This window comes from Burkholderia sp. R-40 (assembly GCF_049942845.1).
GTDB classification, from domain to species: domain Bacteria; phylum Pseudomonadota; class Gammaproteobacteria; order Burkholderiales; family Burkholderiaceae; genus Burkholderia; species Burkholderia ambifaria.
This window is the reverse complement of the sequence record NZ_CP187967.1, coordinates 1988879-2001813: the sequence shown is the minus strand read 5'-3', so window position 1 is coordinate 2001813 and position 12935 is coordinate 1988879. Positions and strand designations below refer to the sequence as shown.

11 protein-coding genes are annotated in these 12935 nt (G+C 66.4%); 10 read left to right on the top strand and 1 reads right to left on the bottom strand.

What is annotated here, in order from left to right:
- Nucleotides 1–3 precede the first annotated feature (3 nt).
- The 9 genes from hfq to ACP26O_RS09180 all read left to right on the top strand — a co-directional run bounded on the left by hfq (nucleotide 4) and on the right by ACP26O_RS09180 (nucleotide 9560).
- The gene (gene hfq / locus ACP26O_RS09220) at nucleotides 4–246 is read left to right on the top strand and encodes an RNA chaperone Hfq (RefSeq protein ID WP_006754897.1); all 243 of its coding nucleotides are present in this window, start codon (nucleotides 4–6) and stop codon (nucleotides 244–246) included.
- A 72-nt stretch (nucleotides 247–318) separates the two neighbouring features.
- Entirely contained in the window at nucleotides 319–1494 is a 1176-nt protein-coding gene (gene hflX, locus ACP26O_RS09215) for a GTPase HflX (RefSeq protein ID WP_175656188.1), read from the top strand.
- A 47-nt stretch (nucleotides 1495–1541) separates the two neighbouring features.
- On the top strand, nucleotides 1542–2903 hold the full coding sequence (gene hflK, locus ACP26O_RS09210) for an FtsH protease activity modulator HflK (RefSeq protein ID WP_126227977.1): 1362 nt from the start codon (nucleotides 1542–1544) through the stop codon (nucleotides 2901–2903).
- A gap of 14 nt (nucleotides 2904–2917) precedes the next feature.
- The gene (gene hflC / locus ACP26O_RS09205) at nucleotides 2918–3817 is read left to right on the top strand and encodes a protease modulator HflC (protein ID WP_175664803.1); all 900 of its coding nucleotides are present in this window, start codon (nucleotides 2918–2920) and stop codon (nucleotides 3815–3817) included.
- Nucleotides 3818–3853: 36 nt separating this feature from the next.
- Nucleotides 3854–4045: a DUF2065 domain-containing protein gene (locus ACP26O_RS09200; RefSeq protein WP_006755322.1), complete on the top strand. Its 192-nt coding sequence runs from the start codon at nucleotides 3854–3856 to the stop codon at nucleotides 4043–4045.
- 113 nt (nucleotides 4046–4158) lie between these two features.
- Nucleotides 4159–5307 carry an ATP phosphoribosyltransferase regulatory subunit gene (locus ACP26O_RS09195; RefSeq protein ID WP_006755321.1) on the top strand — a complete coding sequence of 383 codons (1149 nt, stop codon included), beginning with the start codon at nucleotides 4159–4161 and terminating at the stop codon, nucleotides 5305–5307.
- Nucleotides 5308–5420: 113 nt separating this feature from the next.
- Nucleotides 5421–6767 carry an adenylosuccinate synthase gene (locus ACP26O_RS09190; RefSeq protein WP_006760651.1) on the top strand — a complete coding sequence of 449 codons (1347 nt, stop codon included), beginning with the start codon at nucleotides 5421–5423 and terminating at the stop codon, nucleotides 6765–6767.
- Between the two features lie 8 nt (nucleotides 6768–6775).
- Entirely contained in the window at nucleotides 6776–7372 is a 597-nt protein-coding gene (locus tag ACP26O_RS09185) for a phosphoribosyltransferase (RefSeq protein ID WP_006755319.1), read from the top strand.
- Nucleotides 7373–7646: 274 nt separating this feature from the next.
- Nucleotides 7647–9560, top strand: coding sequence for a potassium transporter Kup (locus ACP26O_RS09180; RefSeq protein WP_165751507.1), 1914 nt, complete (start codon nucleotides 7647–7649; stop codon nucleotides 9558–9560).
- Between the two features lie 110 nt (nucleotides 9561–9670).
- Here the strand turns inward: ACP26O_RS09180 and ACP26O_RS09175 are convergent, their stop codons facing one another.
- A complete protein-coding gene (locus ACP26O_RS09175; RefSeq protein ID WP_105834130.1) occupies nucleotides 9671–11995 on the bottom strand; it encodes a Tex family protein in 2325 nt (774 codons plus the stop codon).
- 160 nt (nucleotides 11996–12155) lie between these two features.
- Here ACP26O_RS09175 and ACP26O_RS09170 point away from each other — a divergent pair, with 160 nt between their 5' ends.
- Complete coding sequence (locus ACP26O_RS09170) at nucleotides 12156–12908, top strand: hypothetical protein (RefSeq protein ID WP_011657013.1); 753 nt, start codon at nucleotides 12156–12158, stop codon at nucleotides 12906–12908.
- Nucleotides 12909–12935 lie beyond the last annotated feature (27 nt).

The window sequence follows — 12935 nt, the reverse complement described above, 5'->3', positions numbered from 1 at the left end:
GCCATGAGCAACAAAGGGCAATTGTTACAAGACCCGTTTTTGAACGCACTGCGCAAAGAGCACGTTCCCGTTTCGATCTATCTCGTCAACGGCATCAAGCTCCAAGGGAACATCGAATCGTTCGACCAGTACGTCGTGTTGCTCCGTAATACGGTGACCCAGATGGTCTACAAGCACGCCATCTCGACGGTCGTGCCGGCGCGCCCGGTGAATTTCCACCCGGACGCGGAAGCGACCACGTCCTAACCTATCGCAGCGGCCGGCATCCGGTCGCCGCGAGCGACCGATGCCAGCCGCCTTATCTTGACACCCGATAATTTGATCAACGCAGCGCTCGTCGGCATCGACTTCGGCAAGACCGATTTCGAAGCCAGTCTGGAAGAACTCAGTCTTCTCGCCTCCAGTGCGGGGGCACGTCCCGCCGTCACCCTCACCGGTCGTCGCGCCAGTCCCGATGCCAAGATGTTCATCGGCAGCGGCAAAGCCGAAGAACTCCGGCTCGCCTGCGACGCACACAACGTCGAAATCGTCATCTTCAACCACGCACTGGCACCGGCCCAGCAACGCAATCTGGAGCAGGCGCTGAACAGGCGGGTGGTCGATCGCACGAGCCTCATCCTCGATATCTTCGCGCAGCGCGCCCGCAGCCACGAAGGCAAGCTGCAGGTCGAGCTTGCGCAGCTGCAATACCTGTCGACCCGGCTGATTCGCGCATGGACCCACCTGGAGCGGCAAAAGGGTGGTATCGGCCTGCGCGGCCCCGGCGAAACCCAGCTCGAAACCGACCGCCGGCTGATCGGCGAGCGCATCAAGATGCTGAAGTCGCGGCTCGACCGGCTGCGTCGGCAACACAGCACGCAGCGTCGCCAGCGCGCGCGCAGCGGCACGATGTCGGTGTCGCTCGTCGGCTATACGAACGCGGGCAAGTCGACGCTGTTCAATGCGCTGACGAAGGCGCAGGCCTATGCGGCCGACCAGCTGTTCGCCACGCTCGACACGACGTCGCGGCGCGTGTACCTCGGCGACGAGGTCGGGCAGATCGTCGTGTCCGATACGGTCGGGTTCATCCGCGAACTGCCTCACCAGCTGGTTGCCGCGTTTCGCGCGACCCTCGAGGAAACGATCCATGCGGATTTGCTGCTGCACGTGGTCGATGCGTCGAGCGCGGTGCGGCTCGAACAGATCGAGCAGGTGAACGGCGTGCTGCACGAAATCGGCGCGGACACGATCCGGCAGGTGCTGGTGTTCAACAAGATCGACGCCGTGCCCGAGCTGGCGGCCCGCGGCGACGCGGTCGAGCGAGACGAGTATGGTAATATTTCGCGCGTCTTTTTGAGCGCGCGCACCGGTCAGGGTCTCGACACGTTGCGTGCCGCCATCGCCGAAATCGCCTCCGCGGAACACCTTACCGGCGCGACGTTACCCAACGGCGCGCTCGACGGCGCTCCCGCAGAACCACACGAAGACCACACGATTTCCGAACACGGGCGCTAACCGGCCCCGGCCGGTTCGCTGACGTCCCATCTGGTGAACAAACTCTGGTGAACGAATACAACGAGCGGAGTACCTGGCGGCGGATGCGCGCCTTGCTGTCGATCAACGATCCCCGCTGGGGACGCGGCGAAGGCAAGGGCAACGACGCATCCCGTCCGCGTGCGAACGAATCGAAGCGTCCGCCCGGTGGCGACGGTGACGGTCCGCCCGATCTCGACGAGATGTGGCGCAACTTCAACCGGCGTCTGAGCGGCCTGTTCGGCGGCAAGGGCGGCAACGGCTTCCGGCCCGACAACGGCCGGGCCGCGCGCGTCGGCGTCGGCATCGTGATCGGCGTGCTGGTCGCGGTCTACGCGGGCAGCGGGCTGTTCGTCGTGCAGGACGGCCAGACGGGCGTCGTGCTGCAGTTCGGCAAATTGTCCGGCACGGTCGGCCAGGGTGTGCACTGGCGCGCGCCGTATCCGTTCGCGTCGCACGAGATCGTCGACACGTCGCAGGTCCGTTCGATCGAGATCGGCCGCAACAACGTCGTGCGGCTCGCGAACGTGAAGGAAGCCGCGATGCTGACGCGCGACGCCGACATCGTCGACGTGCGTTTCGTCGTCCAGTACCGGATCCGTTCGGCAACCGATTACCTGTTCCGCAGCGTCGACCCCGAGCGCGGCGTGTCGGAGGCCGCCCAGGCCGCGGTGCGCGCGATCGTCGGCACGCGCAGCGCGGCCGACATGCTGAACCAGGACCGCGACGCGCTGCGCGAGCAGCTGTCCGCCGCGATCCAGCGCGATCTCGATCGCTACCAGTCGGGGCTCGAAGTCACGGCCGTCACGATGCAGAGCGTCGCGGCGCCGGAGCAGACGCAAGCCGCGTACGCCGAAGTCGCGAAGGCGCGCGACGAGCGCGAGGCCGCCAAGCGTACCGCGCAGGCCTATGCGAACGACCTGCTGCCCAAGGCGCAGGGCAATGCCGCGAAACTCGTCGACGAAGCGAAGGCGTATGCCGATCGCGTGGTCACCGAGGCCGAAGGCGACGCCGACCGCTTCAAGCAGGTCTATGCGCAGTATTCGAAGGCGCCCGCGGTGATTCGCGAGCGGATGTACCTCGAGACGATGCAGGAAATCTATTCGAACGCGACGAAGGTGTTCGTCGGCAACAAGGGCAGCAACGTCGTGTACCTGCCGCTCGACAAGCTCGTCGAGCAGGGGCGACAAAACGCCGCGAGCGCCACGAATGCCGCGACGCCCGCCGGCGCATCCGCGCCCGACGCAGCGTCGGCGCCGGCCGGCGCGGCGGCGAGCGTGCCCGCGAGCGCGGCCTCGGCTTCGGCCGCGGCGGCGCCCGCACCGGGCAGCGACGTGCTGCGGTCGCGCGAAGCGTTCCGCAGCCGCTCGCGCGAAGACGATACGAAGTAACGGGAGCGCAGAACATGAACCGAATCATTGCGCTCGTCGTCGCAATCGTGATCGTCGCCTTCGCGGCATCGTCGACCGTGCTGACCGTCGATCCGCGCCACACGGCCGTGCTGTCGGGCCGCGACGGCACGCAGCCCGAACTCGCGGGCCCCGGCATCCATTTCAAGCTGCCGCCGCCGCTGCAGACGGCGACGCTGATCGACACGCGCCTGCAATCGCTCGAATCGTCGGATCCGCTGCAACTCGCGACCGAAGACAAGCACGATCTGCTCGTCACGTATGCGGTCAAGTATCGGATCAGCGATCCGATGAAGTACTTCATGGCGACGAGCGGCGACTCTGCCACCGCCGCCGAGCGTCTGGCCGGCGCGCTGAAGAGTGCGCTCGGTGACGCGTTCGGCAAGCGCGCGCTCGACGACGCGCTCGGCGGACAGCGCGACATCGCCAATGCGGCTCGCGATGCGGTGCGCGCGCAGGCATCCGGCTTCGGCGTCGACGTGGTCGATGTCCAGTTGACGCGCGTCGACTTGCCGGCCGCGCAGGCCGACGCCGTCTATCAGCGGATGATTGCCGCGCTGCGCGCGCAGGCCGCACAGGTGCGCGCGGATGGCGCTGCGGATGTCGAACAGATCAAGGCCGATGCGGAGCGCGAACAGCAGGCGGTGCTCGCGAATGCGTACAAGTCCGCGCAGACGATCAAGGGCGAGGGCGATGCGAAGGCCGCGTCGATCGCCGCCGACGCATTCGGCCAAGATCCGCAGTTCTACCAGTTCTACGCGAGCCTGCAGGCTTACCGGAATACCTTCAAGCGCAACGACATCATCGTGGTCGATCCCGACAGCGAGTTTTTCCGTTTCATGCGCAGCCCGACGGGCGGTGCCGCACCGGCGGCACCTGCTCCCCGCAAACACTGACCTTGGGGCGCCGCGTCGAGCGGCGCCGTCGTTCGCATGGATCTGGCTGGTTCGTTGTTGCTCGCGGTAGCACTGATGCTGATCATCGAGGGGGCGTTTCCCTTCGTGTTTCCCGTCGCCTGGCGCGACACGTTTCGTAGAATAGCGGAGCGGCCGCCGCATCATATCCGGATCGGCGGGCTCATCGTGATGGCGCTGGGGCTCATCCTGCTGCTGCTCGCCACCTGAACGGAGACCTGAACGAGACGGCCAATCCGCCGTCCGTTCCGCACGATTCCGATTTCCGATTTCATCTCGTGGCGCGCGCGTCGCGCCCTGTTTCCCGTCGTAGGACCGTACCGATGTCGACCTGGTTACTTCCCGAGAATATCGCCGACGTACTGCCGTCGGAAGCGCGCAAGATCGAGGAGCTGCGCCGCAGGCTGCTCGACCGCTTCCGTTCGTACGGCTACGAAATGGTGATGCCGCCGCTGCTCGAATACCTCGAGTCGCTGCTGACGAGCGGCGGCGCCGACCTGCGCCTGCGCACCTTCAAGCTGGTCGACCAGCTATCGGGCCGCACGCTCGGCCTGCGCGCGGACATCACGCCGCAGGTCGCGCGCATCGACGCGCACCTGCTGAACCGCCAGGGCGTCACGCGCCTTTGCTATGCGGGGCATGTGATGCATACGCGTCCGCGCGGCCTGCACGCGACGCGCGAGCAGATCCAGATCGGCGCCGAAATCTACGGGCATGCCGGGCTGGAAGCCGATCTCGAGATCCAGCAACTGATGCTCGACGCGCTGCACCTCGCGGGGCTGTCGCGAATCCGTCTGGACCTGTGCCATGCGGGCGTGCTCGCGGCGCTGCTCGCGCGCGACGCGCAGGCCGCCGAGCGCGGCGAGTCGCTGTACGACGCGCTGTCGGGCAAGGACGTGCCGCTGCTGAACGAACTCACCGACGATCTCGGCGCCGACACGCGCGCGGCGCTGCGTGCGTTGCCGCATCTGTACGGCGACGCGAGCGTGCTCGACGAGGCGCGCGCACGGCTGCCGGTGCTGCCCGAGATCACGCGCGCGCTCGACGATCTCGCGCAGCTCGCGGCCCAGGCGAAGGGCGTCGAGGTGGCGATCGATCTGGCCGACCTGCGCGGCTACGCGTACCACAGCGGCGCGATGTTTACGGCGTACATCGACGGCGTGCCGAACGCGATCGCGCGCGGCGGCCGTTACGACCACGTGGGGCAGGCTTACGGTCGCGCCCGTCCGGCGACGGGCTTCTCGCTCGATCTGCGCGAGCTCGCGCGGATTTCGCCGATCGAGGCGCGCGGCACCGCGATTCTTGCGCCGTGGGCGCAGGATGATGCGCTCGGCGCGGCCGTCGCGGCGCTGCGCGATGCGGGCGAGGTCGTGATCCAGGCATTGCCCGGGCACGACCACGTGCTCGACGAATTCGCGTGCGACCGTTCGCTCGTCGAGCGCAACGGCGCATGGGTGGTCGAACCCCGTTAAAGAGGTGTTCGTGGGCCGTCGTTCGGCGTGCATATCGTTGAAGCGAAACGGAAAAATTCGGAATCGCCCGCGAACCTAGGTAGAATACGTTTTTAACCAGCTAACGAATCAACATGTCTGCCAGCGCAGTGAACGTGACTCCCGGGCGCAATGTCGTCGTCGTGGGAACGCAATGGGGTGATGAAGGCAAGGGCAAGATCGTCGACTGGCTGACGGACCACGCTCAGGGCGTCGTGCGTTTCCAGGGCGGTCACAACGCCGGCCACACCCTCATCATCGGCGGCAAGAAAACCATCTTGCGCCTCATTCCGTCGGGCATCATGCGTGAAGGCGTCGCCTGCTACATCGGCAACGGCGTCGTCCTGTCCCCCGAGGCACTGTTCAAGGAAATCGGCGAGCTGGAAGAAGCCGGCGTGAACGTTCGCGATCGCCTGTTCATTTCCGAAGCCACGACGCTGATCCTGCCGTACCACATCGCGATCGACCAGGCGCGCGAAGCGCGCAAGGGCGCGGGCAAGATCGGTACGACCGGCCGCGGCATCGGCCCCGCGTATGAAGACAAGGTCGGCCGCCGCGCGCTGCGCGTGCAGGACCTGTTCGACGCGAAGACCTTCGCCGACCGCCTGCGCGAAAACCTCGATTTCCACAACTTCGTGCTGACCCAGTACCTGGGTGGCGCAGCCGTCGATTTCCAGGCCACGCTCGACACGATGCTCGGCTATGCCGATCGCCTGAAGCCGATGGTGGCCGACGTGTCGCGCCGCCTGTACGACGCGAACAACGCCGGTCAGAACCTGCTGTTCGAAGGCGCGCAAGGCACGCTGCTCGACATCGACCACGGCACTTATCCGTTCGTCACGTCGAGCAACTGCGTCGCGGGTGCGGCATCGGCCGGCGCCGGCGTCGGTCCGCAGCAGCTGAACTACATCCTCGGCATCACGAAGGCGTATTGCACGCGCGTCGGCGCGGGCCCGTTCCCGAGCGAGCTGTACGATGCGGACAATCCTCAGCGTCAGGATCAGGTCGGCGTCACGCTGGCGAACGTCGGCAAGGAATTCGGCTCGGTCACCGGCCGTCCGCGCCGCACCGGCTGGCTCGACGCAGCCGCACTGCGCCGCTCGATCCAGATCAACGGCGTGTCGGGCCTCTGCATGACGAAGCTCGACGTCCTCGACGGCCTCGATGAAGTCAAGCTGTGCGTCGGCTACAAGATCGACGGCAAGGACGTGGACATCCTGCCGCGCGGTGCGGCCGATGTCGCGCGTTGCGAGCCCGTGTACGAAACCTTCGCCGGCTGGAAGGAAAGCACCGTCGGCATCAAGACGTGGGACGCGCTGCCGGCGAATGCGCAGGCCTACCTGACCCGTGTCCAGGAAGTGGCCGGCGTGCCGGTCGACATGGTTTCGACCGGCCCGGATCGCGACGAAACGATCCTGCTCCGCCATCCGTTCAAGGTGTAATTTTCAGCATGACGCAGCAAATCACGATGACGGCGGCAGACTTGATGACCGATCCGCGCAACGACGACAAGAACCTGTGGGTAGGCTGGGACGAATACCATCGTCTGATCGAGCTGCTCGCGCTCCAGGTGCATGCATCGGGCTGGAAGTTCGACCAGATCCTGTGCCTCGCGCGCGGCGGTCTGCGTGTCGGCGATCAGCTCTCGCGCATCTATGACGTCCCGCTCGCGATTCTCGCGACGAGTTCGTACCGCGAAGCGGCCGGCACCGAGCAGGGTGAGCTCGACATCGCGCAGTACATCACGATGACGCGCGGCCAGCTCGCGGGCAACGTGCTGCTGGTCGACGATCTCGTCGATTCGGGCGTCACGCTCGCGCGTGTGCAGGAGCATCTCAAGGAGCGCTATCCGGCCGTCACGGCCGTGCGTTCGGCCGTGCTCTGGTACAAGGGTTGCTCGAAGGTGAAGCCCGACTATCACACGCAGTATCTGCCGACGAACCCGTGGATTCATCAGCCGTTCGAAGAGTGGGACACCGTTCGTCCGCACAACCTCGAGGCGTGGATCAAGCGTGGTCGCGCGCAGCGCGACGGTTCGGGCGCGTAAGCGCCCGGCCGATCGAACGAAAGCCTTGTACGGCGCCGCTTGCGGCGCCGTTTTTCATTGGGGCGGAAGGCGGGCGGCCGCGGCGATCGGCCGTTCGCGGTAGGCAGACGGCGCGGGCCCGGCTATGATGGCAGCCCTGCCACAGCTTGCGCAGGATTGCATGCGCAGCGTGGATCACGTGGTGTCAGGGCAACACGGCAGGGCGGTGTTTCAGGGGGGCGCGAGTAGAATAGCGCTCGTTTTGTCCGAACCGGACCCGATTATTACGCTTCATATGAACGACACGATCCAGGCGACCGACGCAGCCCATGCGCATTCGACGCACCAACACTCGATGCGGGCGCTTGCGATAGCGGCCATCGGCGTCGTGTTCGGCGACATCGGCACGAGCCCGCTATATGCGCTGAAGGAGGCGTTCAGCCCCGCACACGGCATCCCGCTGACCGAAAGCTCGATCCTGGGGGTGATCTCGCTGCTGTTCTGGGCGATCATCCTCGTGGTCGGCATCAAATATCTGCTGTTCGTGATGCGGGCCGACAACAACGGCGAGGGCGGCGTGCTCGCGCTGATGGCCCTGTCGCTGCGGCCGCTCGACTCGAAAACCCGCGTCGCGGGCGCGCTGATGGCGCTCGGGATATTCGGCGCGTGCATGTTCTACGGGGACGCAGTGATCACGCCGGCGATCTCGGTGATGTCGGCGGTCGAAGGTCTCGAAATCGCGACACCGCACCTATCCCACCTCGTGCTGCCGATCACGATCGTGATCCTGATCGCGCTGTTCTGGATCCAGCGCCACGGCACCGCGCTGGTCGGCAAGCTGTTCGGCCCGATCATGGTCGTGTGGTTCATCGTGATCGCGGCACTCGGCGTGTACCACATCGCGCGCGTGCCGGGCATCATCGCGGCGATCAATCCGTACTACGCGGCATCGTTCATGGCCGACCACCTGCTGCAGGCCTATGTCGTGCTGGGTTCGGTCGTGCTGGTGCTGACCGGTGCGGAAGCGCTTTACGCGGACATGGGGCACTTTGGCGCGAAGCCGATCCGCCTCGCCGCGTACGGGCTCGTGATGCCGTCGCTCGTGCTGAACTACTTCGGCCAGGGCGCGCTGCTGATCCAGAACCCGAAAGCGATCGAAAACCCGTTCTTCCTGCTGGCGCCCGAGTGGGCATTGCTGCCGCTCGTCGTGCTGTCGACGGTCGCGACCGTGATCGCGTCGCAGGCCGTGATTTCGGGCGCGTATTCGCTGACGTCGCAGGCGATCCAGCTCGGCTACGTGCCGCGCATGAAGGTGCTGCATACGTCCGAGCTGGCGATCGGCCAGATCTACGTGCCGGTCGTGAACTGGCTGCTGCTGTTCGTGATCCTCTGCATCGTGATCGGCTTCAAGAGCTCCGACAACCTGGCGGCGGCGTACGGTATCGCGGTGACCGCGACGATGGTCATCACCACCGTGCTGGCGTGCGTCGTGATGGTGAAGGTGTGGAACTGGAACCGGCTGCTCGTCGGCGCGATCATCGCGGTGTTCCTCGCGATCGACCTCGGCTTTTTCGGCGCGAACCTGCTGAAGGTCGCGCAGGGCGGCTGGCTGCCGCTCGGCATCGGCGCGTTGCTGTTCTTCCTGCTGATGACCTGGTTCAAGGGCCGCCACATCGTCAAGGAGCGCACGGCCGCGGACGGTATCCCGCTCGAGCCGTTCCTCCACGGGCTGCTCGCGCATCCGCCGCACCGCGTGTCGGGCACCGCGATCTACCTGACCGGCAACGACAAGCTCGTGCCCGTGAGCCTGCTGCACAACCTGAAGCACAATAAGGTGCTCCACGAGCGGACCATCTTCCTGACGTTCGTCACGCGCGACATTCCGTACGTGCGCGACGACACGCGCCTGAGTTCGCGCGATGCGGGCGGCGGCCTGTACATCGTCAAGGCCCAGTACGGCTTCAACGAGACGCCGGACGTGAAGGCCGTGCTCGAGGAATTCGGCCGCTCGCACGACATGACGTTCGAGCTGATGGACACGTCGTTCTTCCTCGCGCGCGAAACGGTCGTGCCGACGCATCTGCCCGGCATGTCGATCTGGCGCGAGCGCGTGTTCGCGTGGATGCATCAGAACGCGGCGAAGCCGACCGACTTCTTCTCGATTCCGGCGAACCGCGTCGTCGAGCTCGGCACCAAGATCGAGATCTGACCGACGCGCGGGCCGCGGATGCGGCCCACTCCGGCAGTACGCTTGCCGACGCCATGAAAAAGCCCGCCTGTCGGCGGGCTTTTTTTCGTGCGTCGAAAACCTTCGCGCGTTCAGCGCTTCAGCTTCGCGAACGCGGCGGCCATCGCACCGGCCGGTTCCGGCTCGCGCGAACGCTGCGGGCGGGCCGCGCCGCGGCCGGCATTGCCGCGCTCCTGACTGCTGCGCGGCGCCATGCCGGGCGCGGCCGCTTCGTCGTCGAGGCGCATCGTCAGCGCAATGCGCTGGCGCTTCACGTCGACGTCGAGCACCTTGACCTTGACGACCTGGCCGGCCTTCACGACTTCGTGCGGATCCTTGATGAACTTCGTCGACATCGCGGACACGTGGACGAGGCCGTCCTGGTGCACGCCGATATCCACGAACGCGCCGAACGCCGCGACGTTCGTCACGACCCCTTCGAGGAGCATGCCGGGCATCAGATCGGACACCTTCTCGACGCCGTCGCGGAACGTGGCGGTCTTGAATTCGGGCCGCGGGTCGCGACCCGGTTTTTCGAGTTCGGACAGGATGTCGCGCACAGTCGGCAGGCCGAAACGTTCGTCAACAAATTCCGTCGGCGACAGTCCGGACAGCGCGTCGCGGCTGCCGAGCACGTCGTCGATGCGCTTGTTGATCTTCGCGAGGATCCGTTCGACGACCGGGTAGGCCTCCGGGTGGACCGACGATCGGTCGAGCGGATTCTCGCCGCCGTTGATGCGCAGGAAGCCGGCCGCCTGTTCGAAGGTCTTGTCGCCGAGGCGAGGCACCTTGCGCAGATGGTCGCGCGACGGGAACGGCCCGTTTGCGTCGCGATAGTCGACGATGTTGCGCGCGAGCGTCGCGTTCAGGCCCGATACGCGTGCCAGCAGCGCGACCGACGCGGTATTTGCGTCGACGCCGACCGCGTTCACGCAATCCTCGACGACCGCATCGAGCGAGCGGGCGAGTTCGCGCTGGTTCACGTCGTGCTGGTACTGGCCGACGCCGATCGCCTTCGGCTCGATCTTCACGAGTTCGGCGAGCGGATCCTGCAGGCGGCGCGCGATCGACACGGCGCCGCGCAGCGACACGTCGAGTTCCGGGAATTCCTTCGCGGCCAGCTCGGACGCCGAGTAGACCGACGCGCCGGCTTCCGACACGACGATCTTCTGCAGCCGCAGCTCGGGGTGCTTCGAGATCAGCTCGCTCGCGAGCTTGTCGGTTTCACGGGACGCGGTGCCGTTGCCGATGCTGATCAGCTCCGCCTGCGTCTGCGCGGCGATGCGCGCGAGCTTCGCGAGCGAGCCGTCCCAGTCGCGGCGCGGCTCGTGCGGATAGATCGTGTCGGTCGCGAGCAGCTTGCCGGTGCGGTCGACCACGGCGACCTTCACGCCCGTGCGCAGGCCGGGGTCGAGACCGATCACGGCCTTCGGGCCGGCCGGCGCGGCCAGCAGCAGGTCCTTCAGGTTGCGCGCGAACACGCGGATCGCCTCGGCTTCCGCCGTTTCACGCAGTTGCGTGAGCAGTTCGTTCTCGATGTGCGGCTGCACCTTCACACGCCAGCACCAGCGGCACACGTCGGACAGCCACTTGTCGGCGGGACGGTTCTGGTTCGCGATCCCGAAATGGCGCGCGATCATCGCTTCGCCGGGATGCGGAACCTGCGCGTCGAGCTCCTCGCCGAGGCCGAGCTTGACGGTCAGCACGCCGGCGTTGCGGCCGCGGAACAGCGCGAGCGCGCGGTGCGACGGCACGGTCCGGATCGTCTCAGCGTAGTCGTAGTAGTCGCGGAATTTCTCGCCTTCCTCGTTTTCCTTGCCTTCGACCACGGCCGACGACACGACGCCCTGGCTGTGCAGGTAGTCGCGCAGCTTGCCGAGAAGCTCGGCCGTTTCGCCGAACTGCTCGGACAGGATGTCGCGCGCGCCGTCGAGCGCGGCCTTCACGTCGGCGACTCCCTTGTCGGCATCGACGTACGCGGCGGCTTCGGCCTGCGGGTCGAGCAGCGGATTCGCGAGCAGCGCCTGCGCGAGCGGCTCGAGGCCCGCTTCGCGGGCGATCTGCGCGCGAGTGCGGCGCTTCGGCTTGTACGGCAGATAAAGGTCTTCGAGCACCTGCTTGCTGTCGGCCGCGTCGATCGCGGCGCGCAGTTCGTCGGTCAGCTTGCCCTGTTCGTCGATGCTCGACAGGATCGTCGCGCGGCGATCCTCGAGTTCGCGCAGATACAGGAGGCGCTCCTCGAGCTGGCGCAGCTGCGTGTCGTCCAGGTTGCCCGTCACTTCCTTGCGGTACCGGGCAATGAACGGAACGGTCGAGCCTTCGTCGAGGAGTTGCACGGCCGCCGCGACCTGGCGCGGCTGGACGGACAGTTCGGTGGCGATGCGCTGTACGATCTTGAGTGCTACGGTTTCCGTCATGTCGTGGATGATGTGCCTGCTGAAATCGCGGCGCGGGCCGGCAGACCGCGCGCGGCGGGCTGCGAGACGGGCCCGCCGGACCAGATGCCGCGGGTGGGTGAAGCGGGGCATTTTGCCATAAATGGCGGAGCGTCCAGCCGGGGGTGATAGAATTTGACACATGTCCCGCAGCTTTCCTACGACGTTGCCAACTTCCCGCATTTCTCTCGTCGCGCTCGGCGCAGCGCTTGCCGCGGCTTTGTCCGCCGGGTCCACCGTCGCGTACGCACAGGCATCGGGCGCAAGCGCGCCTGACGCCGCTGCCGCCGTGCCCGTCGCAGCCTCCGCCACGCAGGATTTTGACGCCCGTCAAAAAGTGCTCAATCAACGTTCCGCGGAAAACGATTATCGTTATGCGGTGGCGGAGCACGATTGCTACAGCAAGTTCTTCGTCAATCACTGTCTCGGCAATGCGCGCGACCGGATGCGCGAGGAGCGGGCGAGCATCCGCCAGGAGCAGCTCGCGCTCGACGACGAACAACGTGCGGTGCGGGCGCAGCAGCGCGACCAGCAGCAGGCGCTGAAGCAGGCGCAGAATGCGGCGGAAGCGCCGCAGCGCGCGGCGAACGACGCGGCCAACGCGGCTGCGTTCCGCGACAAGCAGGAGCAGAATGCACTGAAGCGGGCGCAGCGCGGCGCGGAAGCGCCGCAGCATGCCGCGAGCAAGCAGGCCTACGACCAGAAGCAGGCCGACTTCCAGCGCAAGCTCGACCAGGCGCACCAGCAGGCTGCGCAGAAGGCGCAGGAGCGGGCGGACAACGCCACGCGCTACGAGCAGAAGCAGAAGGAAGCCGCGCAGCACAAGGCTGATGTCGAGCGGCGTCAGCAGGAAGCGGCCCAAAAGGCCAAGCAGCAGCAACAGCAGGGGCAGTAACGTATTGGATTGATCCGGACTCAGTCT

What these genes read in the sequence shown, in the direction of transcription:
- ACP26O_RS09175 (WP_105834130.1), bottom strand. Translation starts at nt 11,995, where the DNA reads ATGACGGAAACCGTAGCACTCAAGATCGTACAGCGCATCGCCACCGAA.
- ACP26O_RS09190 (WP_006760651.1), top strand. Translation starts at nt 5,421, where the DNA reads ATGTCTGCCAGCGCAGTGAACGTGACTCCCGGGCGCAATGTCGTCGTC.
- ACP26O_RS09195 (WP_006755321.1), top strand. Translation starts at nt 4,159, where the DNA reads ATGTCGACCTGGTTACTTCCCGAGAATATCGCCGACGTACTGCCGTCG.
- hflC (WP_175664803.1), top strand. Translation starts at nt 2,918, where the DNA reads ATGAACCGAATCATTGCGCTCGTCGTCGCAATCGTGATCGTCGCCTTC.
- ACP26O_RS09170 (WP_011657013.1), top strand. Translation starts at nt 12,156, where the DNA reads ATGTCCCGCAGCTTTCCTACGACGTTGCCAACTTCCCGCATTTCTCTC.
- ACP26O_RS09185 (WP_006755319.1), top strand. Translation starts at nt 6,776, where the DNA reads ATGACGCAGCAAATCACGATGACGGCGGCAGACTTGATGACCGATCCG.
- ACP26O_RS09180 (WP_165751507.1), top strand. Translation starts at nt 7,647, where the DNA reads ATGAACGACACGATCCAGGCGACCGACGCAGCCCATGCGCATTCGACG.
- ACP26O_RS09200 (WP_006755322.1), top strand. Translation starts at nt 3,854, where the DNA reads ATGGATCTGGCTGGTTCGTTGTTGCTCGCGGTAGCACTGATGCTGATC.
- hfq (WP_006754897.1), top strand. Translation starts at nt 4, where the DNA reads ATGAGCAACAAAGGGCAATTGTTACAAGACCCGTTTTTGAACGCACTG.